Origin of the sequence: Halorussus halophilus, from assembly GCF_008831545.1 — an archaeon.
In the GTDB taxonomy this organism is placed as follows: Archaea; Halobacteriota; Halobacteria; order Halobacteriales; family Haladaptataceae; genus Halorussus; species Halorussus halophilus.
In genome coordinates, this window is the sequence record NZ_CP044523.1 from 3,015,978 (window position 1) to 3,039,584 (window position 23,607).

Consider the following 23,607-nt stretch of genomic DNA (forward strand, 5'->3'; position numbering starts at 1 on the left):
CCGCAGTCACACTCCCGGGAGGCGGTAATTACGCCTGCACTTCCGCCAGCGGCGCGACCGCAATGGTCATCTCGACGCCCTCCACGTCCCACTCCTTGCGGAGGCCGTCTTCGACCGCGCCGACCTCGTCGGCGCGGACTTCCTCTTTCACGAGGTCGAGTCGCTCGTCCACGAGCGACTCGACGCGCTCGTCGGCGATGTCGAGTTCGAGGCGCACGCGTTCCTCGATATCGAGGTCCATCTCCTTGCGCATCTCTTGGACACGTCGGATGACCTCTCGGGCGTAGCCCTCACTCTCGATGTCCTCGGTGAGTGCCGTGTCGATGTAGACGACGCCGCGGTTGTCGCCGTCCGTGTCGAACGACACGCCGGTGACGCCCTCGGGCGTCTGGGTGACGAACTCGACCATCTCGTCCGTGAGGTCAACGTCCATGCCGGTCTCAGCTTCGACCGCTTCTTCGAGTGCGTCGAGGTCCATCGACTCGACTTCGGCGGCGTTGAGCGCCTGCATGACTCGTCCTGCGTCGTCGCCGAACTCCGGGCCGAGGAGGCTCATGTCGGCCTCCGCGCTGTAGTGGAGTTCGCCCCAGTTCTCGCCGGGCGCGACGAGTTCGACGTTCCGAGCGTTCAGTCGGTCGGCCAGCAGGTGACTGTGACGTTCGACTGCTTCGACGACACGCTCGTCGTCGGCGTTGACGACGACTCGCGTCACGGGCCAGCGGAGTTTGCGCTCGGCCTGCTGGCGGGCGTTCGAACCCGCCTCTTCGATGGCGCGCAGGAGCGTCACGTCGGTTTCGAGTTGCTCGTCGCGGAACTGCTCGTCAACCTCGGGCCAGTCGCGCATGTGGACCGTGTCGTAGCCCGCGTCACCAGTGAGGTTCTGGTACACGTCCTCGGCGACGAACGGCGCGTAGGGCGCGAACAGGGCGACGAGGTCCGACAGCACCGCGTAGAACGTCGCGTACGCGGCCTGCTTGCTCGCGCTGTCCTCTTCCTCCCACATGCGCTCGCGGACCACTTGGATGTAGAACCGCGACACGTCCTCGACCACGAAGTCGAGCAGTGCGGAGAGTGCCTTGTCTTGGCGGTAGTCCTCCCAGTGGTCGGTCATCTCGGCCTTCACCGTCTGGAGTCGCGAGAGGACCCACTCGTCCACGAGTTCGAGGTCCGCGGAGACAGACTCCAAGGTCGTCTCCTCGGGGTCGAACTCGTCCAGACGCATGTACGGGAGCGGGAACCGGAACACGTTCCAGAGGATGTTCAGGTCCCGTTGCATGTTCTGCATCTCGTCCCACGAGAACCGCATGTCGTCGCCCTGCGGATTCTGGTGGAGCAGGAACGTGCGCATCGGGTCCGCGCCGTGGCGCTCGATGGCCTCGCCGGGCGAGACGATGTTTCCGATGGACTTGGACATCTTGCGGCCGTCCTCGGCGAGCGCCCACCCGTGCATCAGCACGTCCTTGTACGGCACTTTTCCGACGGCGGCGCTCCCCATGCCGAGTTGCGACCAGAACCAACCGCGGGTCTGGTCGTGGGCCTCCATGATGAGGTCGGCGGGCCACAATTCCTCGAACGCCTCCTGTTCCTCGGGGAAGTCGAGGGTGCCCCACGACGCCACGGAGGAGTCCAGCCACACGTCGAACACGTCGGCGACGCGTGTGTAGGTCGTACCGTCCTCGGTGATGGTGAGGTCGTCCACGGTCGGCTTGTGGATGTCCACCTCGTCGGGGTCCACGTCTTGGTCCACCATCTCCGCGAGTTCTTCGCGGGTGCCGACGACCTTCACGTCGTCCATGCCGCCGTCCCAGTCCTCGGGCGTCCAGATGGGGATTGGGATGCCCCAGTATCGCTGGCGCGAGACGTTCCAGTCGGGCGCGTCTTCCACGAAGTCGCGGAAGCGGTTGTCGCGCGCCCACTCGGGATGCCACTCGCTGTCCTCGATGTTGGCGAGCAGTTCGTCTTTGATGTCGGTGATGGTGATGAACCACTGGTCGGTGACTATTTGCAGGATGCCGGTGTCACAGCGCCAGCAGTGGCCGTAGCTGTGTGTCACCGTGTCCGAGCGGAGCATCAGGCCCTTCGCTTCCAAATCGGCGATGAGTTCCTCGTCGGCGTCCTTGACGAACTGGCCTTCGTACTTGCCGCCTTCCGCGGTGTAGACGCCGTCGCCGCCGACCGGACAGAAGATGTCCAAGCCGAGTTCTTTGCCGCGCTCGAAGTCCTCCTCACCGTGACCCGGCGCGGAGTGGACGAGTCCCGTACGGTCTGCTTCCACGTAGTCGGCGGTGTACACCTGCAAGGTGCCCTCGCCGCTGGCGTGGTCGGGGACCTCCTCGTCGAGGGGGTGGTCGTACTCCCAACCGACCATCTCTTCGCCGGTGAACGTCTCGCCGACTTCGTAGTCGTCGTAGCGACCCGCCTTCAGGACGCCCTCGACGCACTCCTCGGCGACGTAGAGCGTCTCTTCTTGGCCGCCTTTCTCGGCGCGGACTTCCTGATAGGTCATCTCGCCGTCCACCGCGACGAAGGTGTTGGCGGGGATGGTCCACGGCGTAGTCGTCCAGATGACGAGGGAGCCCTCGCGGTCCTTGAGGGGGAATTTCACGTAGATGGACGGGTCCTCTACGTCCTCGTACTCGACTTCGTTGTTGGCGATGGCCGTCTCACAGCGCGGGCACTGACTGATGGAGCGTTGGCCCTGCTCCACGAGACCTTTCTCGTGGGCCTGCTGGAATCCCCACCACGCGGCCTCCATGTACTCGGGGTTGACCGTCTTGTACGGGTCGTCCCAGTCCATCCAGACGCCGAAGGACTTGAAGTCTTCTTGGAGGCCGACGAGTTGGTCCTCGGCGAACTCCTTGCACTCGTCGATGAAATTCTCCTCGCCGAACTCCTGGATGTCCTTCTTGTTCTCGAAGCCGAGTTCCTCCTCGACTTTCGTCTCGATGGGCAGACCGTGCATGTCGTAACCCGGCCGGTCGGTCACGTTGTAGCCCTGCATCCGAAGGTAGCGGATGTAGGCGTCTTTCAGGGTCTTGTTCCACGTCGTGCCCATGTGGGCCGCGCCGCTCGTGTACGGCGGACCGTCCACGAAGAAAAAGTCCTCGCCGTCGGCGCGGTGGTTCTTGGCCTTCTCGTAGGCGTCTACCTCGTCCCAGTAGTCGAACACGCGGTCCTCGACCGCGTCCGGTTCGTACTGGTCGTCTACTTCGCCGAACCTGCTCATACTGGTTTTGTTCTCCTACGGAGTTAAATCGGGTTCGGTTGTGCAGTTCGATCTGTATGTCCGGGGTTGGTCGTGATTCGATAGCGGAAATAGACTTTGCTGGCGTGAAAGTGCTGGAACTATCTTAGCGTCGTTGTCAGGGCCGGAAGAGAGGATGAAGCTAGCTACTCCCGAAGCCTAGGATACCGCAGCCACACACCTCCCCAACCGATTCACGTCTCGGCTTTCAGCCTTCGACGTTCATCCCTCGCACGGGTTTGGCGCGGCCCTGACGCGCCGCGCCAGCGCGCGCCGTGACACCGGAATCCTGTCTCGAAGCTGACTTGGAACACTTCGGTGCGCGAAGTCGCACCTCTGGTGCGACCGCGCGAGGGATGAGCGAACACACGTGAGCGAATCGGTTGGGGAGGTTCGTGGCTGATGCGGTCGCGGTTTCGGGGCGGTGTGGTCTCTCATAGGTTTCGGCAGTAGCTAGCTCCGAGAAGTCGTCCCAAGATGTAGTGCTGGTCGAGAACGCTCCTCAAAATCCGAGGTTCGCTCGTGACATTCAAACCGTCGCCGGGAGGTCCCACAGCGAGTCGAGTTCGTAGGTCGGGGACACGTCGAATCCCTGTTCGCTCGCGTCCTCACGTCGAACCAGCGCAGAGTCGATTCCGGCGTTCTCCGCGGCGAGCACGTCTACCTCGCGGTCGCCGACGTAGAGGGCGGTCTCGGCATCGAGCGTTTCCATCGCGGCTTCGACGTTGCTGGGGTCCGGCTTGCGGCGTTCGAGTCCCGCAGGGGTGAACGGACAACCGCGCACCGTTTGGAACAGTCCCGTCAGGTCGAACTGGCGCAGGAGGAACGAAAGGACGCGCGGGTGATTGTCGCTGACGACGCCGAGCGGCAAGTTTAGGTCCCGAATCGCCGCGACATCTTCGTACCGCGAACGGAGACCCGAACGAATCTCGGTCAGTTGTGCGCTCACGGCTTCCCGTGCTGCCTCCGCACAGAACGAATCGCGCTCAATTCCCGCCTCTCGACAGCGTTCGGTGATAGCCGAGAGATTGCCTCTGAAAAAGTCGGCGACGACGTTCTCCGGCGGGACGGAGAGTCCGAATCGCTGTTGGACGCGCCGCATCGCGTCCGTCATGGCTGCTCGGTCGGGCATCTCGACGATGACACCGTCACAGTCGAACAACACCGCGTCGTAGCTCATCGTGACAGAACACTGTAGTGGGGAGTATAAAACACTATCTGGCAAGTGTTCACAATGGCCACTGGGGCAGAGCGGGGAACCGCTATCGGAGGAAACATCGAGGACAGTCTCGTCTCCGACAGCGACAAACTACAAACCCGAAGCGACCGAAAACACGACCACACATGAGCCAAGACGACTGCATCTTCTGCAAAATCGTCGCCGACGAAATCCCGAGTCGCACCGTCTTCGAGGACGACGAAGTCATCGCGTTCCTCGACGCCAACCCCCTCGCGGAAGGCCACACGCTCGTCATTCCGAAGGACCACTACGAGACGTTGGACGAAGTGCCCGAAGAGACTGCGGCGCGGGTCTTCGGCGTCCTCCACAAACTGAACACCGTCGTACAGGACGCCGTGGACGCCGACGGCGCGAACGTCGCGTTCAACGACGGCGAGGCGGCCGGGCAGGAAGTGCCGCACGTCCACGGGCACGTCATTCCGCGGTTCGACGGCGACGACGGCCACCCGATTCACGCCGTCGCGGGCGAGCGCCCGAACCTCTCGGACGAAGAACTCGACAAAATCGCCGGTGCGATTCACGACAACAGCTGAATAGAAGTCGTTGAACCTCGACTCTGTTTCTGCGATTCGACTCGTCCGAGATAGTGCGTCCGCTCGCCGTCGGTATTCGTTCTAGTTTTCTCGTATATTGGCCATCAGTATTATTACCTCTCGGTTTGTTTTGCTATCTGCATTTCTCTACGATTTGTAGCCTCAATAGAGATATAGACCTAGATTCTAGACTAATGTCAGACATACCTCAGAGAATTTTAGAAATATTAATTTAGATTATTAACTGAAGATAAGTTTATTTTGGTCCAAATGAATTGGTATCTGAGGTGTGGAATGCTAGAAAAAAGAGAGCAATGCGGCAGAGTGATACATGATTGAGCTACGTCGGGACGTCGTAGTAAGTGCAATAATTACGATTGGGCTCGTTACGTCCTTGCTCGTTGCCGCCCAGCCATCGGCGGCCACGGGCGTCACGGTGTCCGGCCCGGACACCGTGAGTGTTCCAGAAACGGTCACGTACACGGCCGCCGTCGAAGTTCCGAGCGACGCGACGCTCGACGGTGTGACCTTCGCGCTTCGCCCAGCAGACGGTGAGGACGGGGAAGTCGTCACCATCGACGTGGCACCAGACGGCACGGTTCGGAGCGTGACGCCCGAGCGCGGCGTCGTCGGCGAGGGCGAGATTCGCGTCAACCGCTTGCGAAAGTCCCTCGACGTGACCCGACTCGACCGAGACGGCGACTCGGGTTACGGCTACGGCTACGGGTATGGCTACGGCTACGGCGACGACGAACGAACCGTGGTCTTCGAAATCCAACTCGACGCCCGCGCGTTCAAGCAGGGCGAGTACCTGCTTCGAGCGAGCGCGACGGCAGACGGCGAACCGATCGAAGCGGGTCAACTTCGATTCGCCGTGGAGAAACCGGGCGAGAACCCCGGTGACGGTGACGACGACAACGGCGACGACGGTAACCAAGGCGACGACGGTAACCAAGGCGACGGTGACGACGGCAACGACGGCGACCGAAACAGCGACCTGCGAGACTTCGTGCGCCGCGTCGTCTCCGTCGTCGCCGACCTCGTACGGTCCATCTTCGAGGACAGGGCGACGAACGGCCACCGAACAGCCTCACTCTTCCGATAGTCGATGTCGGGAGAGTTTTCCGGTCGAACTATCGGCCGACGACTGCTTGCGTTCGGACAGACGACCGTCACCGCACTCCGCGGGGCACTCCGGGCCGACGACCTGCTCAGACACGGCGGGCTGATGTCGGCGGCGACCGTCCTCATCGGCGGACTAAACTACCTCTATCAGGTGTTCGTCGGACGAGCGCTCGGCCCCGAGCAGTACGGCGTCTTCGGGGCGGCGTTCGCCCTGCTGTACCTCGTGAACGTCCTCGGAACCGGCGTTCGGTTCAGTTCCTCGCGGTTCGTCGCGGAACTAGACGGCGAGCGCGGTGCGCTCGGAACTAATGGGTCGGTCGGCGCGTTCGTCACCGGCCTGCAACTCCGAGCGACCGCGTTCGGCGCAGTCGTGTTCGGCGGCCTCGCGCTGGCCAGCGGACCGGTCGCGTCGTTCGTCGGCTTGGGTGACCCGACACTGGTCGTGCTCGTCGCGCTGAACGGCTTCGGCGTCCTCGTCCTGCGGGCGAATTTGGGGGCGCTACAGGGCCTCCAACGCTTCGGCGCGCTCGCGGGCTATCGACTCTCGCTGGCCGTGCTGAAACTCGCCGCGGCAGTCGCGCTCGTCGCCGCGGGCTACGCCGCGGCGGGCGCACTCGGTGCGGTCGTGCTGGCCGTCCTCGCACTGCTCGTCGTCACGACGGCGTGGATACACGCTCAGTTCGAGGGTGGCCTCCGCGCCGTCCCCGACCGACTCCGTGGTCACGACTTCGACTACCGGCGGGCGTACCGCTACGCGCCCGCCGCCACGCTCGCTGGCTTCTGCCTGACGGTGCCTGCGACGGCGGACGTCATCGTCGTCAAGCACTTCTTCACGGACCATCAGGCGGGCCTCTACACGGCCGCGAGCGTCCTCGGCAAAGTGCTGGTCTTCCTCCCGACCGGCATCACGTCGGCGCTGTTCCCGAAGGTCTCCCACGACCGAGCGGACGACCAGCGGTTGCACGGCCTACTCGACCGGGCGCTCGCCTACTCGGCGGCCGTCGCCGGAGCGGGCGCGCTGGCCTACTGGGTCGCGCCCCGTTTCCTGCTAGCGCTCGTCTTCGGCCCGGCGTACGTCGAGGCCGCGCCACTCCTGCGCTGGTACGGGCTGGCCATCGTGGCGGCCGTCCTCGCAATCGTGGTTCTCAACTTCCAACTCGCGCGCGACCGCAACCGCTTCGTCTACGTCTTCACCGCGGCCTCGTGCGTCGAGATTCTGCTGCTCTGGCGCTTTCACGCCTCTATGATCCAGGTGGTTCAGGTGATGGTGGTCACCAACGCCCTCCTCTTCGCGTATGGGTACGTCGCTGTGAAACTGAAACAATGAGCAAGAACGAAACCGAGACTCGAACAGACGAATCGACAGTCGAACCGGCCGCCGCGGACGCGGCGACCGATTCGGGGAAGCAAAACGGAGCGGTCGAAGCAAGTAACGAAAGCGGAGCGGAACCAGCGAGTGAACGGAGTGAAGCGACAGAAACGAGCGAACAGGGGACCGATTCGGACGACGAGACACCGCCGCGACGGCCCGTCTCGAAGTCCACGACAGCGGCCGGGACGGCGAAGCAAGCCAGCGAGCCGACCCGAGCCGTCGTCCTCCCCATCTACGACGAACCGGTCGAATCGTGGGTCGGACTCGTCGAGGAACTACTCGCGGCCGACTGGGACGAGGTCGTCGTCTGCGCCGACGACCCCGGTTGGTCGGGAAGCAAGGCACTTCGCGACATCGACGGCGAGGAGCGCGTGACGCTCTCGGTCAGCGACGACCGGCGGGGCAAAGGCGGCGCACTCATCGACGGCCTCGACGCCAGCGACGCCGACGTAATCGGCTTCGTGGACGCCGACGGTGCCATCGACGTGCAGGAGTTGGCCTGCCTCTACCGCGTAGTCGAGAGCGGCGACGCCGACGTGGCCATCGGTTCCCGGGGAATTTCGAGAGAGCGACGAGCGGGGCAATCGACGCTCCGGCGTGCGTTTGCCGCCGGATACAGCGCCCTCGCGAGACGTGCGACCGGCGTCCCAGTTCGGGACTTCCAGTGTGGTGCGAAGGCGTTCACTCGCGAGGCGTGGGAGAGCGTCACCGCTCACAACGCCGAGGAGGGGTTTTCGTTCGACACGGAACTGGTCGCCAGACTCTACCACCGCGGGTTCACCATCCGGGAAGTGTCCATCGAGTGGAACGACAGCGGCGACTCGGACGTGCAACTGAAGAGCGACGTGCCGAAGATGCTGTCGTCTCTCCAGCGCATTCGGCGCACTCGCACCGCCGCGCCGGGGCGTGCCTCGACGCCGGGAAGCCAGCAGGTAGCGATGGTGTCGTGTCATCCGCCGTTACAGGGCCACCTCTCGGAGTACTGCGAAGCCCTCGCAACCGAACTCGGGGCGCGCGACGACGTTGACCTGACCGTCCTCGCACAGTGTTCGGACGACGCGCCGAGCGTCGAACATCGCGACGACTACGTCGTCCGTCGCGTCTGGCAACGCGACTCGGCGAGAGGAACGGCGAGTCTGCTCCGCGAACTCGTCGGCAACGACTACGACGTGGTTCACTTCAACATCCACATGACATACTTCGGGACGAAGAACCGCTATCGGTTCGCGGGTCTCGCGCTCCCGCCGCTGATAAGCCGACTCTCCGACGCCTCGGTCGTGACGACGCTCCACGACCTGCTGGAAGTCGTGGACGACCAGGTGGTCGAAGAGGAAATCGGCGTGATGGAGCGACTCGGCGCGGTGGCGGCGACCCAGATGGTCCTGTTGGGCGACGCGACGACGGTCACTTCCGAGGAGTACTTGGACGTGGTGACGAGTCGGTATCAGGCTCCGGACGTTCGCCACGTACCACACGGGACGTTCCGGACGGCCAGCGAACGAGCGGCGGGTGAACGGACGACCACCGAGCTGCCAGACCTGGACGCTCCCTTGCGCATCATGGTGTTCGGTCACCTCGGGCCGACGAAGGACGTGGAGACGATGGTCGAAGCGATGGAGTTCGTCCACGAGGAGGTGCCCGACGCCGAACTCTGGATAGCGGGCGACTCCCATCCGGGGTACCCGGGCTACCGCGAGCAGTTGGAGAAGAAGTTCTCGGGCACGCCCGGCGTTCGGTTCACGGGCTACGTCGAAGACCACGAGATGGACGAACTCTGGGAGAGCGCGAGTCTACTGGCGATGCCGTATCGCACCTGCACGGGCGTCAGCGGCGTCTTCCAGTTGGCGAAGTCGTACGGGCGGCCAGTGCTCGCCTTCGACGTAGAAGGGATGCGAACCGCGACCGTCGAGACCGGCGGGAGCGCCTCGTTCGTGCCGGAGGGTCGCCCCGAGGAAATCGCGAGTCGAATCGTCGAGTTGTGGGACGACCGCGAGCGACTCACCGAGATGGCCAGCGAGAACGCCGCCGCCTCCGACGAGTTCACGATGGCCGACGCGGCCGAACGCTTCGCGGAGGTGTACGGCGAATGCCAGACGCGGTGAGCGAGCAGCAGCGCGCGAAAAAGCGACGAACCGCCAGAGACGCACTCTCCCGACTCGCCGACGCCGACTGCCCGCTTCCGAACTGTGAGGGTACCCTATCGCGCGGCGAGTTCAAAGACACCGACGCGGTGGTCTGTCCGGACTGCGAGACGCCCGCAGTCCGCGTCTGGGGTGAGGAGCCGTGACGGACGGCCCGGTCGAACGACTCGAAAGCGCAGGAATGCGAGCGGCGGGCTACCTGCCGAACGCAGTCGTCCGGCGACTCGCTCGGCCGTACAACCGGGTACAGCGCAGACGGGCAGACAGAACATTCCAAGCCCGAGAGCGAGAGGAGTTGGCTCCCGCCACTGATGCCCCCCAACACGTCCTCGTGGTCGTCGTGGACGCGCTCCGCGCAGACACCCTCGACACCTCGCTGACGCCGTTCCTCCACGAGCGGTCGGTCGAGACCGCTCGCACGCCCGCGCCGTGGACGTTCCCCGCAGTCTCCTCGCTGTTCACAGGGCAGTACCCCCACGAACACGGAGCGATGCGCCAATCCGACGATGCAAATCGGGGGGCGGACGACCTCGTGGTGCCCCCGCAACTCCCCGACGACCAGCAGTTGCTCTCGGACGCGTTCGCCGCCGCGGGCTACGACACTTACGGCGCGTTCGCGTTCCATATGCCCTTCTTCGCGCTGTCGGGGCGGTTCGAGCGCCACGCGCTGTACGACGACGCACCAGCGAAGGAGTTGCTGGCTGACTATCGAAACTGGCTGGACGAGCGCAGCGACGAGCGAACCTTCGCATATCTGCATCTTGGCGACCTCCACGAACCCGTGGACCCGCCAGGGTGTTACTGGCTGAAACACGACGTAGACGACAGTATCCAAAATATTCGGCGGTGGGCGTTCGAGACGGAGACCGACCCCGGTTCGGCCGCGCGACGGTATCAGGCGCATCGAAAACGCCTCTACCGGGCCGCCACGGACTACGTGGACGACCAGCTCCGCGAGTTACGAAACGGACTCGTGCGCCACGTCGGAGACGAGTTCGCGCTGGTCGTCACTGGCGACCACGGCGAGGCGTTCTGGGAGCATTCGAGCTACGACGCCGACAACTTCGTGGACTCCAGACCGGCCCACTGCGTGGACCACGGCGGCACCCCCTACGAGTGTCTCACACGGGTGCCGTTGGTCGTCGAGGGCCTCGACGTAGAGGCGGGACCAACTTCGCTCATCGACATCGCGCCGACGCTCTGCGACGCGCTCGGACACCCCAACGCGCTCTCGACCAGCGGAAAATCGCTGTTCGAGGAGCGCCCGGACGACCGGGTGTTGCTCGTGGAGGCCGCGCGCTACGGCCACGAGAAGAAGGCCGCCTACTCTGGCGACTGGAAGCTCCTCGTCTCGAAGGGCGACGACGTGGCGGCAGGCTTCTCGCTCCCCGACGAAGACCCGACCGACCTCCCGAGAGACGTAGAACGGCGACTCGCCGAGACACTGCCACCGTGGCCGGACGGGACAGGTGCCGACGTGAGCGTCTCCGGCATCGCACGCGACAGACTGGAGGACCTCGGCTATGTCTGAGCAGGTCCGGACCCTGCTGGTCGCCGCACTCGTCTCGCTGTCGGCCGCAGGTGCCGTCACCGGGCACGCGAGCGCTGCCGGGGCGACGACTATCGACGCCTGTACCACACTCGACGCACCCGGTTCGTACGTCCTCACTGCCGATATCGTCACGAGCGAGGACGGCGACTGCATTACGGTCGCGGCGGCCGACGTGACCATCGACGGCGACGGGCACACTATCGACGGAACGTGGGACCGCAGTCAGTCGCGGTACGTCGTGGGCGTCAACGTGACCGAGTCCAACGTCACCGTCCGAAATCTCGACGTCGTGCAGTTCTCGCGCGGCATCAACGTCGTCGGCGGGAGCGACGGAAACGCGGTCGTCAACGTTACTATCGAAGACGCGTGGTTCGGCGTTCGGCTTGGAGACGGCGGAGCGAGCGACGACAACCTCGTCACCGAGAGCAGCATCTCCTACACGTCGGTCGGCGTCCGGGTCAGTCCGGGCGGACGGAACAACGCGGTGACCGACAACACGTTCGGGCTTAGCTGGCACCGCGACGTCCGGGTGCTGTCTGCGACCGGGACGACCCTCCGCGGAAACGACGCCCACCAATTCGAGGTGGTCGATTCGACGGGCACCGAAATCGAGGCGAACGCGGTCGGGAGACTTCGACTCTCCAACGCCGACAGCGCAACCGTCACCAACAACACGGTGGTAGACGGCGGCATCGACCTGTTAGACGGCTCTGACAGCAACTTCGTCTCGCACAACGTCGTCCGGGGCGGTTTGGATGGCTTCGACGTTCGCAACTCCCACGAGAACAGCTTCGTCAACAACACCGTCGAACACCCGGTTCAGTACGGCTACAACCTCGACCACGCTCGGAGCAACACGATACGCGACAGTCGCATCGTCGAGAGTGGTTGGGACGGCGTCTCCATCTACGGCGGGAGCGACAATCTGCTCGCCGACTCCACCATCCGGCGAGGCGACGGCGTCGGCGTCTACCTCGCGCAGACAGACATGAACGCGGTGGTCGATACGACCATCGTGAGCAACGCCGACGGAGGCGTCCACCTCTGGCGGACCGGTCCCAACCTGCTCGAAGCGAACGAAGTTAGGGACAACGACCAAGCTGGCGTGTTCGTGGAGGAATCGGAGGGCGTAGACGTGAGAGCCACGAGCCTGACCGACAACCAGCAGGCAGGGGTCAGAATCGAGCGCTCACAAGAGATGGAAGTCGAGGATATCGTCGCACGCTCGAACGGCGGTACCGGCGTCAGACTCCACGGGACCAGCGACAGCACCGTCCACGATGCGGTGGCCGAGGGCAACGACCGCGGCGTGTGGCTCTCACGGAGCCCCGACAACAACGTCTCGAACGCGAGCGTGAACTTCAACGAGTACGCAGGCGTGCTGGTCGCCGCGTCGAACCGCACCACCATCGACGGCGTCGAGACCACTGGAAACCGGTTCGGCGTCCACGTCTCGGGGTCGAGCCGAACCGCGATTACTAACGTCACAGCCGTGCAGAACGACTGGGGCGGCATCCGCGTGGACGCCGGCGGTTCCGAGACTCCGGGACCCGACGTAGCGATTGGCAACCACTTGGAGAACGTCACGGCGTTCGACAACGACATCTCCGGCGTTCGACTCGCCGGAACGAGAGACACGACGGTCGAGAACGCGACGGTCGAGGCGAATCGCTACGGCGTCTGGCTCTCGGGGGCGACGGACAGTCGTCTCTCGTCGGTCGCGGCGACGGACGCCTCGGGCTGGGAGTTCCTGGCGACCGCTGGCACGACGAACGCGACGGCGACGAACCTGACGCTGGGGCCGGAAGCTGTCGTTTCGGTCGTGGCGACAGACGTTGCACTCGGGTCGGTAGAGCGACAGCCGTGGCTCCCCGAGGGCTACGTCGGAATCGAGCGGTTCGTCCGCACCCAACCGACCAGTTCGTCGGCCCGACTCGACCTTGCGGTCAGCTACGAACAGGAGACAGTATCAGACGCAGACACCACCGAGGACGCCCTCGAACTCTGGCGGTTCGACGGAGAGTGGTCCACGGTATCGAACAGTGCAGTCTACAGCGAGGACAACTACGTGAACGCAACACTCACCGAATTCGGACTCATCGCACCGCTCGGCGAACGAACGAACGCGACGACTGGAACGGAATCACAGAACGCGCCGGCCGCACGCTCGGCCCGACCCTCGTCGGAGGTGGTCGCGTGAAGGTCTGTGTCGTCGGTCTCGACGGTGCGACGTGGGACCTGCTCGACCCGTGGTTAGACGAGTTGCCCACACTCAGCAAATTTGCCGACTCGATGCGCGCGGACCTCGACAGTTGCGTCCCACCCATCTCGATTCCGGCGTGGAAGTGCTACGCCACCGGGATGTCTCCCGGCGATTTAGGCGTGTTCACGTTCGTGGAACCGGACTTCGAGCGCGAGCGGTTCACCACCGTGAGCAACGAGACGTTCACCCACCGGGAAATCTGGGACTACCTCGGCGAAGCAGGGAGAGAAAGCGCCGTCGTCAACATGCCGAGTACGTCGCCGCCACGGGAAATAGACGGCTCGATGGTCGCCGGACCGTTCGCCGACGCCGACGACTTCGCGCGGCCGCCGTCCTTACAGAAGAGACTCGCCGCGGACGACTACACGGTCCTGCCGGAGTACTACCTGACCCGGGACGAAGACGACTTGGACGACGCCGTCGCGGCCGCCCACGAGAAGTTCGACGTGGCGGTCGAGTTGTCCGAAGACGCCGACTTCGTCCACGTCACGATTTACGTCACCGACACCGTCCAGCACACCGAGTGGGACTCGGCGGCCTGCAAGGAGTTCTGGAAGGGCATCGACCGAGAACTCGGTCGGTTCGTGGAGCGACTCGGCTCCGAGTGGAACGTCGTGCTGATGTCCGACCACGGGTTCGGTCGCTCGAAGGGGCGATTCTACCTGAACACGTGGCTGGAAGACCACGGCTACATGTCGGTGGACGACGACGGCTTCGACTTCGGCGACGTTGCGGGCGCAGTCGGACTGGACTACCAGACCGCGTACGCCATCGTCAACAAACTCCGACTCGCTGGCCTCCTGCGCACCGTCTTCCCGAGCGAGTTGCTCCTGCGAATCGCACGCCAGATGCCGGGCAACCGGAAGTTGGAGGGCACCCAAGACAAACTCGACTGGGACGGCGACGCCATCGCGCTCGCGCCCCTTATTTACACGAAAGACCGCACCGTCGCCGAGGAGATTCGAGAGGGCCTACTCGCCGTCGAAGACAGAGCAGGCGAACGATTCATCGACGAGGTTCACTTCGGCGCGGACCTCTGGCCGGACTGCGACGTGCGGGTGCCGGACCTCGTGGTCGAACACACCGACTACGTCATCAGCGACGTGGTGAAACCCGGCGTCACCTTCGAGTACGAACTCGACGGCGACATCATCGCACACCACCGCCGAACGGGAATTCTGTCCGCACTCGGGCCGGACCTCGGCGACCTCGACAAATCGAACCCCCGACTGTACGACGTTGCGCCGACGGTACTGGACGCCTTCGACGTGCCGGTGCCCGACGAGATGGAAGGCGAGAGCCTCGGCCTGTTCGGAGAGACCGGCGAGCGCGCGCCGGTCGGCGTCCGGCGCGACGAGCCACGCAGACTCGAACACGACGAGGGCGTCGAACAGAAGCTGAAGGACTTGGGCTACCTCTGAGATGAGTCTGCGCGCTCACTTGCGGCGACTTCGGGACCCCCGGACGCTCCGTCACTGTCTCGGCCTGCTCGCGTTCGCCGTCGCGTACGTCGCCCTGCTGTGGGGCATCGAACTCGGCGAACTGTACGCGTTCGGCGACTTCTCGCCGTACTTCGGCGACCGAGCGTTCGGGAAGTTCGTCGAGACGTGGCACGACCAGCAACTGGGCTACGCGTACATCTACAACGTCCTGCCCGCGTACATGGGCGCGGTGACTGCCGTCGGAGGTGCGCTCGGCCAGAACCTGTTCTACCTGACGCTGATTCCCTGCGGCTTTCTGGCGTTTTTGGTGTTCTCGGGGCGGTTCGTCGAGCGACTCGACGCGCGCTATCTCGCCGCTGGCATCTACGCCGTCAACCCGATAACCGTCGGCGAGTTCGCCAACGGCGGCCTCAGTGCGCTCATCGGCTTCGCGGGGCTGCCGCTCGTGTTGCACTATCTGTACAAAATCACGGAGACTGAGGACTGGGCCGACTCGCTGAAGGCCGGGACCGTCTTCGGCGCGACGACGGTCGTCCCGTGGCTCGGCTTCTGGATGGTCGGCCCGTTCGCGGCGTTTCTGGCGTACCGGACCTGGCGCGCGCCCAGGACGCTGGCGAAGTTGGTCGCGGCAGGAGCAATCGGCATTCTGCTCTCCCTGCCGAACGTCCACCACGTCCTCCAACGCGCGGGGAACTTCGACACCGGCAAGACGTTACTCTACGAGACACTCAAGTGGAACTACGCGGCGGCCGACCCCCTCGCAGTCGTGCGACTCGCGGGCAACCGTGGCGTGCGAGCGATGAGTCAACTCGGCTACAACGACGACCCCGCGATGGTCGTCGGTCTCGCCATTCCGGGCATCGCACTGCTCGCGTGGAGACGAACGGAATTGCGGCCATTCTACGCCGTTGCTGGCGGCGTCGTCGCGTTCGTCAGTCTGACCGGCGCTGGTCTCACGTACCCCCTGTTCGACGCGATTCCGCTGTTATGGTCGGTTCGGAACCCCATCAAGCTCCAGTATCCGCTGTTGCTGGCGCTCGCGGTGCTATTCGGCGCGGGTCTCGAAGTCGCGCTCGGCCGGACGCCGGGACCTGCTGTCCGCCGCGACTCGCTGCTCTCCGAGGGACGACTCGGGGGCGACGGAACTGGGCCGCCGATTGCGAACGTCGTGCTGGTCGCCGTCGTGACCCTCTCACTGGTGTCGTACGCCGCGCCGACGGCGGGCGCGCTCGGGATGGAAGAGATTCGCGGCGACGACTACTCAGTGCCCGAGGAGTACGAGACGATTACCGACAGGTTGGAGGGCAAGGCGCTGTGGGTGCCGTACGGCTACACGACCCAGTTGCGCCTGCGCCACGCCTACCCGAACCACGTCGGCATCAAGAGCGGCGGCGTCCTCCACGGCATCGAGAACGTCGAGTACGTCAGGGAGTTGTTCAGTGATTTGGGAGAAGGGAAGGAAGTTCGCCAGCGACTCGCGGCCCTCGGCGTAAAGTACGTCGTGGTCGATGCAGACGCGCCCGCGCGGTACGACGCCGGGAAGCCGCGACTGGTCGAGAAGTGGGGCGCGCCGTGGCTCTGGGGCAACACCTCGAAGTTCGAGACGCGACTGAACGAGTCGGTGTCGTTCTCCTTCCGGGAGCGCGTCGATGGCTACGCCGTCTACCAAGTGCAGGGCGTCGAAGTCGAGGGTCGTACGTCCCAGACCGAGGGTGTCCACGCCGTCTCGGCACCCCAGAAGGCGACCGTCTCGACTGTCGGCGAGAACGTCGTCTCGAACCCCTCGTTCGAGCAGAACTTCACGGACTGGTGGGCACCGAAGAAAGACGGAGCCACCTCCTTCAAGGTGGTCGAAACCGATTCCGGACCGGCCGCGGAGTTGACGACGGGCGAAGACGAGCAAGCGCTCCCAATCGCCCAGAAGACGGCGTCGGGAGTTCGCGAGCGCCATCCCTATCGGGTGCGCGTCAACGCCACCGGCGACGGACAGGTACTCCTCTACTGGTACGACAACGAGTCTGCGAAGTCGCCGACTGCGGTCGATTCCGTGCCGCTGAACGCTTCCAAGCAGGTCGTCACGGCGCGCGGGTCGGTGCTGTCGATACGCGTGAAACCGGCCGACGAGCGCGTAGTCGTCGCGGACGTCGGCGTCCGACGGACGACGTATCCGCCGGAGACGGAGTTCCCGGCGGCCGCCGCCCGCGTGCCCGGCATCGCGGTGAACGCCAGCGAAGCCCCGGACGTGGCGACGAACGTCTCAGTCAACCTCGATTCGGCGAGCGAGACGAACGCGACGGATGCGACGAACGCGAGCGTCCGACTCGTTGACGCAGAGACGGTTCTCGGCGGCGAGTTGGTCTTCGACGACTCGCTCCGGCAGGGCGTCGGCGTGCGAGTGCCGAAAGAGCGCGCTGACGACGTAGTGCCGGAGAACGCGACGGTCTACTCCGAACCTGACGGCGAGTCGGTCGTCATCGACTACTGGGTCGTCGGCGCGTTCGACGACTCGTCGGTGACGGTGCTACACACCTCCTACGACGAGCGGTGGAAGGGGCCGCCGGACGCAGACCACTTCCGGGCCGCCGGGTGGGCGAACGGGTTCACGAACGCCGACGCAGACGAAATTCGGTGGACCGGCGGCGGGTCTCGACTGCCCGTCGTCAAGTTCTGGCTCCTGTCGTGGCTCTTCGTCGGCGTGGCGCTCGTCGGGATTCGACTCCGGGTAGTGGCCAGAGTGAATCGACGACTCGGTTCGCTGACGTCGAGTGGTTCCGCTTCGAGCGTCGATGCTGACCCGCTCGCAGAACGCGACACCTCGACAGACGGCGACGACTGAATGCTCACTGCACTGCGCACCCTCGTAACCCGAGCGCGAGTAGGTCTGTGGACAGCGCGTGGCGCGACCACGGCCTACTTCGTCGGTCTCTCGCTGTTGGTCTGGGGGCCACTGCTCGCTCCGGGGTACGTCCTCACGCTCGACATGGTGTTCGGGCCGAACGCCGACTACGTGGCGTACTTGCTGGACGCGAAAGACCCGTTGTACTACGGCCGACTGCCGTTTTTGGCACTGCTGGACGCCGCCGCGCTGGTCGTCCCCGACTGGGCGATTCAGAAGGTCCTGCTGGTCGCGCTGGTCGCCGTCGCCGGACTCGCGGCCTACCGGGCGTGTCCGGCGCGAGCGCCCGCCGCGAAACTGTTCGCTGGCACGCTGTACGCGGTCAACCCGTTCGTGTACGTCCGACTGCTCGCGGGCCACTGGTACTTCCTGTGGGGGTACGCGCTCCTGCCGCTGGCGCTCTGGTCGCTAGTGAGATATCTAGTCGCAGAAGACGGTGAAAAAGTCAGAGAATCCGAACTCCTTCCGGCGGTCGGCTTCGCTACGCTCGTCGCCGTCTTCGACCCGCACGCCGTGGTGCTGCTCGCGGTGGCGGGCGGCTTTGCGCTCGTCGTGGCGGTCGTAGTTGGTGACCAACTTCGAGCGCCCGTTCGCCGATTCGGCAAATTCGTCGCGGCGAGCGCAGTCGTCAACAGCTACTGGCTCGGTCCGGCGCTCTGGCACGCCGTCGTCGGTGGCACGAAACTTGCGGCTGTGTCCGGGGCCGACCTCGCGGTGTTCAAACCGCGACCGACGATTGCGGACAACGTCGCGCTGTCGGTCGCCATGCTCGACGGGTTCTGGCGGGGCGGGGCGACCGCGCCCGCCGCGATGCTCTCTCTGCCCGTGGCACTGGGTCTCTTCTCTGTCGTCCTCTTTTTCGCGGTGTTCGGCCTTCTGGCAGTGTATCGCGGGGATTCGGCAGTCGAAAAGAGCGACCCGCAGGTCGCCGTCCTCGCAGGTGCGGTCGCGCTCGCTGGCGCGAGTGGCCTCGTCCTCGCGCTCGGGGTCGCAGACACGCGGACGGAACCGGTGTTTCGTGCTCTCTTCGAAGCAATTCCGCCGTTCAGAGGGATGCGCGACTCCCAGAAGTTCGCCGGACTGCTCGCACTGGCCTACGCCACGCTCGGGGGACTCGGCGTGGACGCTTTGCTTCGAGGAACAGAAATACGAATTTCTAGCGTCGGCAAGACGCCACTCGGCGACTGGCAAACAGTAGGGACTGTCGCGGTCGTCGGTCTCCTGCTCGCGGTGCCGCTCCTCTCGGCGGCACCGATGCTCGGCGGACTGTCGGGCCAAGTCGGGACGACGGAATATCCCGAGGAGTGGCACGCCGCGAACGACGTGTTTGCGGGCGACGCGCCCGCAGGTGACGCGGGAGAGTACCAGGTGTTAGTGTTGCCGTGGCACCAGTACCTTGACCTCTCGTTCACCGAACGAACGGTGGCGAACCCCACGGACCTCTTCTTCGAGCGGCCGGTACTTCGGGGGAAGAACGCCGAAGTCGGAGCGATTCGCAGTCAGGCCACCGACCCTGAACACGCCCGCGTCCGCGAACTGCTTCGGACGTATCGGGGCGATTCCGACGACGCGTCGAACAGCACGACGGCCCCGTCAAGTGAATTCGGTGCGGCCGTCGCGCCACTGAACGTGAAGTACGTCGTCCTGCTGAAGGAGACAGACTACCGAACCTACGAGTTCCTCTCGGAGCAGTCGGACCTCGTGGTCGTCCTCGAAAACGAGAAGGTGGTCGTTTACCGGAACGAGGCGTACGGCGATAGGGGGGCGAGCGCCGGTTCGTGACGCTTACTCCGCGTCCGCCCCCGCCTCTGCCTCCGCGGCGGAATCGACGGTGAACTCCCGCCAGTGGCGGAGTGCCCAGTAGGCGAGACCGGTGCAGATGAGTCCGGCCGCCGCGAAGTATACCAGTAGATTCGACGCGAGTACTTTTCCGGGGAACCGAACGGCGTAGACGAATCCCTCGCCAGCGAGCGTCACGAGGACGAAGCTAGCCACCGTGACGCCCGCCGTCGCGGAGATGACCCGCGAACCGTCCGCCTCGGGGTCGTCGAGCGCGAAGATGGTGGCCGCAAACGCGACGGCCATCGTCAGCACGTAGAAGGGGAGTCGGCCGCCGACACCGTTCGCGGAACCTGTGAAAAATGCGACGACGCCGACGAAACTCGCAGTGAGGACGACGGTGCTGGCGGCGACAGCACCCCCAGCACGAGCGAGGAACTCCCTGTCGAAATCGGCCGAGACCATGGAAGGTTGCTCCAACCGGGACGCTAAAAACCTACTGGAGGATTCGGACGGCCCTGTTCAGATAGGCGGCCAGAACGGGCCACCGCTCGAACGAAGGCGACTCATCGGTCAAGACAGAGTTCGGTGACTCCATCCACCGGAATCGACCCGCTACACAAACCACGGGTGGGAATGAAAGGGGCCGCACGCTCGCGTTTACGTGGTCGCTTCAGCGACCCCTATCCGCGTGCGGTCACGCGAGCGGAGCGAGTGTGACCTCGGAAGACGCGGTTTGTCTTCCGGCGGTTTGCACGGATATGTCGCTGAACGACCGCGAGCGTGCGAGGGCTTTCTAAGCGGTTGCGTCAACAATGTCGATGGAATACTCTATTCCCGTAAATCTGAAAAACTCCCAACTCACTCCGACAGTAAGCATTTACCCTTGGCCTCGAAACCCCCGGACCGACATGGGCGACGACCAGACGATTACCGTCACGGACGACGGGTTCACGCTCCCGGTAGTCGAGGTGTTGACCGGCCGGGGATTCATCACCGGGAAGTCCGGGTCCGGGAAGTCCAACACCGCGAGCGTCGTCGCCGAAGAACTGCTCGAACAGAACGTCCCGCTGCTCGTCATCGACACCGACGGGGAGTACTACGGCCTGAAGGAAGCGTACGAGATGCTCCACGTCGGCGGCGACGACGCCTGCGACGTGCGGGTTGGCGTCGAACACGCCGACGGACTCGCCGAACTCGCACTGGAAGAGAACGTCCCCGTCATCCTCGACGTGTCGGGGTACGCCGACCACGACGAGGTCGAAGCGGTTATCGACGCCGTGGTCGGCGCGCTGTTCCGCCGCGAGAAGAGCGCCAGAAAGCCGTTCCTGCTGTTCGTCGAGGAGATGCACGAGTTCGTCCCCGAGTCGGGGGGTCTCGGCGACGTGGGCGAGACGCTGGTCCGGGTCGCCAAGCGCGGCCGCAAGCGCGGACTCGGCCTCTGTGGAATGTCTCAGCGACCCGCCGCCGTGGACAAGGACTTCATCACCCAGTGCGACTGGATTGCCTGGCACCGCCTGACGTGGGAGAACGACACCAAAGTCGTCGGCCGGATTCTCGGGACCGACGCCGAATCGACCGTCCAAGAACTCGGCGACGGCGAAGCGCTGCTGATGACCGACTGGGACGAGTCGGTCCAACGGGTGCAGTTCCGCCGCAAGCGGACCTTCGACGCGGGCGCGACGCCGGGACTAGACGACTTCGACCGGCCGGACCTCCAGACGGTGAGCGAGGACGTAGTCGCCGCGCTCGAAACGGTCGAGACGGACGCCGACCCGGCCAGCGCGGACGCAGACGTTGCAGAACTACGCGAACAGCTTCGAGAGAAAGAAGAGCGAATCGAAGAACTCGAAACGGAAGTCGAGCGACTTCGAGGAGAGGAGACGGATGATAGCGGGGGCGGTGGCAAAACCAGCAACAGGACGGTTGCCGGTGAACAGTCCGACACCCCGCTCTCGGAGTTCGGCCATCTCGTCGTCCACCTCCTCGGATGGGTCGGTCGGCGGTGTAGGGCGGCAGGAAGGTGGGCAGTAGAGCGTAGTTCGGCGGCCACGCAGTGGTTCGTCGATGTCGTCAGTGGCACCCGCGCCGACGACACCGAAACCGACGAGACGGACAACCAAGCCCAACACGACCGACTGCTCGCGGTGGTGCTTCTCGCGGTCACGCTGCTCGTCGTGCTGATTTCGACGGCGTTGCTCGGACTGGCGCTGCTGCCCTGATCTACGGCAGTCCCAAGTGTCGATGCCGATCGTAGAGATACACTGGTCCCGCCAGTAGCGACGACGCGACGAGCGCGACGACGAACGTCCCCGCGACGAAGCCGCCGAGTTCGTCACCGCTCCCGCTGGCCTGCACCACCGGGTACGAGCGGGCGAACGTTAGCGCGAGCGCGCCCGGGACGAGGTACCGCCACGGGTTCGGCGTCCACTCCGCGCCTACTGCTCCGAGCGCGGTGGCGTCTCGGTAGAGCAGTACCGTCCCAGCGACGCAGAGGAGGAAGAACGGGACGAGCAGGGCGAACGCGAGAAGTCCCGCCGGAGTGGTTCCCGTCTGGAGCGCGCCGGGCGCGAGTAGGGCGACCGGCACGAGCGCGAGGGCGGCAGCGAGCGGAGCGACGAGGAGCCACCACGCGTCGAGCGTCGGCGGGCCGTCGCTGACGACGAGGCCAGCGCGTTCGACCATCGTTTCATCGACGGCACCGTTCGCTGCGACCACGAACCGAACGTGGTCTGGGTCGTCGAGGTCTATCTCTATTCGTCCGTCCAGTGCAGTAGAGGCGTGTTCCTCTACGTCGAATCCGTTCTGTATCGTTATCGAGCCCATGGGTTGGTCCTGTGAGGTGCGGCGTGGCTGTCCGAACTCCCAGTTGGAACCGTCCGAAGTCCAGTCGCGGTCGCGTTCGGCGTCCGGTCGAACGCGTCTCGGTACGAAATCCGGGGGACAGCGTCGCCACTCTGGGAAAGGCTTATACCGTCGGACGGAGAACATAACGACGTTCCACCATCGCGGTTCTCCAGTGAGTCTTTCGCCTAGGGAGTACTACGTCTCGCTCGGACGACTTTAATCTTATCCGCTCCCTTATACTTGTCTGACAAACATAAAATTCCAGTCATTGTCGCAGTCATGCGCTTTTCGCGCCTATCCCGGTGACGACCCCGAACGTTGTCTTTCACACGACCACTCCGATGCGCGAAGTTGGACCCGTACGTTTTTATATCAACTCGAAACAAGCTCGAATCAATGACCGACTCGACTACCGCGCTCGTCGGTGCGACCGGCGGGGCCGGAACAACCCGACTGGCCGTCGAACTGGGGGCGACGCTCGCCCGCGACGGCAGGACCGTCGCCGTCGTAGACGCCGCCTTCGCCACGGAAGGACTCGCACGCCACGTCTCCGGTCGCATCGACACCGACCTGACGACCTTGCTCACGGACGAGACCGATAGTCCGCTGGACGCAGGTCTCTACGAGCAGCAAGTGAGCGACGACGTAACGGGCGAACTCGCGCTCTGTCCGGCCCGCGCGGCGTTCGAACGGATGGCTCGCGCCAAGACCGCGGGCGCGGCCGAGCGATTCGTGACGCTCCTCGCAGACGCCAACGAGCGGTTCGACCACGTTCTCGTGGACACGCCGCCAGTCGCCGCGAATCAAGCTGTCGCGGCGATCACGAGTGCAGACCGCGTTGCAGTCGTCGCGCCCGCCAGTGAGCGTGGCGTTGACGCCCTCCAGCGAACGCGTGGTCGGATTACCGACGTGGGCGCAGCAGTCGATAGCGTCGTCGCCAACCAGGCCGAGGGCGACAGTCCAATGCGAAGTGCCGACGCCGTCGTTCCCGAAAGCGAAACGACGACCGTCGAGAACGTGCCTGCGAGCGTCACCGACACCGACTCGGCGTTCGCGCCAGCGATAGCCAACGCCGCTGAGGTCGTCTGTGAGGTAGAATTGACACTGGAGTTCGAAGAACCGGGGATGCTCGACCTCGATACCGAGGAGTATCTACCGGACGCGCTACGCTGA

The 23,607-nt window shown here is 64.6% G+C and carries 16 protein-coding genes; 12 read left to right on the forward strand and 4 right to left on the reverse strand.

All coding sequences use genetic code 11. From position 1 onward, the window contains the following. Positions 1-28: 28 nt before the first annotated feature. A complete protein-coding gene (gene ileS / locus F7R90_RS14985) occupies positions 29-3,226 on the reverse strand; it encodes an isoleucine--tRNA ligase (RefSeq protein WP_158058209.1) in 3,198 nt (1,065 codons plus the stop codon). 547 nt (positions 3,227-3,773) lie between these two features. Then, positions 3,774-4,424 (reverse strand): HAD family hydrolase, encoded by a 651-nt coding sequence (locus tag F7R90_RS14990; protein ID WP_158058210.1) that lies wholly within the window; start codon positions 4,422-4,424, stop codon positions 3,774-3,776. Positions 4,425-4,588: 164 nt separating this feature from the next. Here F7R90_RS14990 and F7R90_RS14995 point away from each other — a divergent pair, with 164 nt between their 5' ends. From F7R90_RS14995 to F7R90_RS15040, 10 genes are all read left to right on the forward strand, one after another. Continuing rightward, entirely contained in the window at positions 4,589-5,017 is a 429-nt protein-coding gene (locus F7R90_RS14995; RefSeq protein ID WP_158058211.1) for an HIT family protein, read from the forward strand. Between the two features lie 394 nt (positions 5,018-5,411). Continuing rightward, on the forward strand, positions 5,412-6,122 hold the full coding sequence (locus F7R90_RS15000) for a hypothetical protein (protein ID WP_158058212.1): 711 nt from the start codon (positions 5,412-5,414) through the stop codon (positions 6,120-6,122). 3 nt (positions 6,123-6,125) lie between these two features. After that, entirely contained in the window at positions 6,126-7,469 is a 1,344-nt protein-coding gene (locus F7R90_RS15005; RefSeq protein WP_158058213.1) for a lipopolysaccharide biosynthesis protein, read from the forward strand. Next, entirely contained in the window at positions 7,466-9,616 is a 2,151-nt protein-coding gene (locus F7R90_RS15010; RefSeq protein ID WP_158058214.1) for a glycosyltransferase, read from the forward strand. The genes F7R90_RS15005 and F7R90_RS15010 overlap by 4 nt, the downstream gene beginning before the upstream one ends. Continuing rightward, complete coding sequence (locus F7R90_RS15015; protein ID WP_158058215.1) at positions 9,601-9,801, forward strand: HVO_A0556 family zinc finger protein; 201 nt, start codon at positions 9,601-9,603, stop codon at positions 9,799-9,801. The genes F7R90_RS15010 and F7R90_RS15015 overlap by 16 nt, the downstream gene beginning before the upstream one ends. Further along, on the forward strand, positions 9,798-11,186 hold the full coding sequence (locus F7R90_RS15020; RefSeq protein WP_158058216.1) for a sulfatase-like hydrolase/transferase: 1,389 nt from the start codon (positions 9,798-9,800) through the stop codon (positions 11,184-11,186). Before F7R90_RS15015 ends, F7R90_RS15020 begins: the two co-directional genes overlap by 4 nt. Beyond that, the gene (locus F7R90_RS15025; protein ID WP_158058217.1) at positions 11,179-13,407 is read left to right on the forward strand and encodes a NosD domain-containing protein; all 2,229 of its coding nucleotides are present in this window, start codon (positions 11,179-11,181) and stop codon (positions 13,405-13,407) included. Before F7R90_RS15020 ends, F7R90_RS15025 begins: the two co-directional genes overlap by 8 nt. After that, complete coding sequence (locus F7R90_RS15030) at positions 13,404-14,891, forward strand: alkaline phosphatase family protein (protein WP_192498332.1); 1,488 nt, start codon at positions 13,404-13,406, stop codon at positions 14,889-14,891. Before F7R90_RS15025 ends, F7R90_RS15030 begins: the two co-directional genes overlap by 4 nt. A gap of 1 nt (position 14,892) precedes the next feature. Beyond that, entirely contained in the window at positions 14,893-17,748 is a 2,856-nt protein-coding gene (locus F7R90_RS15035) for a hypothetical protein (RefSeq protein WP_158058219.1), read from the forward strand. Beyond that, positions 17,749-19,590, forward strand: coding sequence for a hypothetical protein (locus F7R90_RS15040; protein WP_158058220.1), 1,842 nt, complete (start codon positions 17,749-17,751; stop codon positions 19,588-19,590). A 3-nt stretch (positions 19,591-19,593) separates the two neighbouring features. Here the strand turns inward: F7R90_RS15040 and F7R90_RS15045 are convergent, their stop codons facing one another. After that, a complete protein-coding gene (locus tag F7R90_RS15045; protein WP_158058221.1) occupies positions 19,594-20,052 on the reverse strand; it encodes a hypothetical protein in 459 nt (152 codons plus the stop codon). A 446-nt stretch (positions 20,053-20,498) separates the two neighbouring features. On the opposite strand from F7R90_RS15045, the gene F7R90_RS15050 reads away from it, so the two are divergent. Beyond that, positions 20,499-21,809, forward strand: a complete 1,311-nt coding sequence (locus tag F7R90_RS15050) for an ATP-binding protein (protein WP_158058222.1) — start codon at positions 20,499-20,501, stop codon at positions 21,807-21,809. A 1-nt stretch (position 21,810) separates the two neighbouring features. Here F7R90_RS15050 and F7R90_RS15055 read toward each other — a convergent pair whose 3' ends face one another. Then, positions 21,811-22,413 (reverse strand): hypothetical protein, encoded by a 603-nt coding sequence (locus F7R90_RS15055; RefSeq protein WP_158058223.1) that lies wholly within the window; start codon positions 22,411-22,413, stop codon positions 21,811-21,813. 417 nt (positions 22,414-22,830) lie between these two features. Here F7R90_RS15055 and F7R90_RS15060 point away from each other — a divergent pair, with 417 nt between their 5' ends. Continuing rightward, the gene (locus F7R90_RS15060; RefSeq protein ID WP_158058224.1) at positions 22,831-23,607 is read left to right on the forward strand and encodes an AAA family ATPase; all 777 of its coding nucleotides are present in this window, start codon (positions 22,831-22,833) and stop codon (positions 23,605-23,607) included.

What these genes read in the sequence shown, in the direction of transcription:
- F7R90_RS15060 (WP_158058224.1), top strand. Translation starts at nt 22,831, where the DNA reads ATGACCGACTCGACTACCGCGCTCGTCGGTGCGACCGGCGGGGCCGGA.
- F7R90_RS15035 (WP_158058219.1), top strand. Translation starts at nt 14,893, where the DNA reads ATGAGTCTGCGCGCTCACTTGCGGCGACTTCGGGACCCCCGGACGCTC.
- ileS (WP_158058209.1), bottom strand. Translation starts at nt 3,226, where the DNA reads ATGAGCAGGTTCGGCGAAGTAGACGACCAGTACGAACCGGACGCGGTC.
- F7R90_RS15025 (WP_158058217.1), top strand. Translation starts at nt 11,179, where the DNA reads ATGTCTGAGCAGGTCCGGACCCTGCTGGTCGCCGCACTCGTCTCGCTG.
- F7R90_RS15010 (WP_158058214.1), top strand. Translation starts at nt 7,466, where the DNA reads ATGAGCAAGAACGAAACCGAGACTCGAACAGACGAATCGACAGTCGAA.
- F7R90_RS15040 (WP_158058220.1), top strand. Translation starts at nt 17,749, where the DNA reads ATGCTCACTGCACTGCGCACCCTCGTAACCCGAGCGCGAGTAGGTCTG.
- F7R90_RS15050 (WP_158058222.1), top strand. Translation starts at nt 20,499, where the DNA reads ATGGGCGACGACCAGACGATTACCGTCACGGACGACGGGTTCACGCTC.
- F7R90_RS14995 (WP_158058211.1), top strand. Translation starts at nt 4,589, where the DNA reads ATGAGCCAAGACGACTGCATCTTCTGCAAAATCGTCGCCGACGAAATC.
- F7R90_RS14990 (WP_158058210.1), bottom strand. Translation starts at nt 4,424, where the DNA reads ATGAGCTACGACGCGGTGTTGTTCGACTGTGACGGTGTCATCGTCGAG.
- F7R90_RS15045 (WP_158058221.1), bottom strand. Translation starts at nt 20,052, where the DNA reads ATGGTCTCGGCCGATTTCGACAGGGAGTTCCTCGCTCGTGCTGGGGGT.
- F7R90_RS15005 (WP_158058213.1), top strand. Translation starts at nt 6,126, where the DNA reads ATGTCGGGAGAGTTTTCCGGTCGAACTATCGGCCGACGACTGCTTGCG.
- F7R90_RS15055 (WP_158058223.1), bottom strand. Translation starts at nt 22,413, where the DNA reads ATGGGCTCGATAACGATACAGAACGGATTCGACGTAGAGGAACACGCC.
- F7R90_RS15015 (WP_158058215.1), top strand. Translation starts at nt 9,601, where the DNA reads ATGCCAGACGCGGTGAGCGAGCAGCAGCGCGCGAAAAAGCGACGAACC.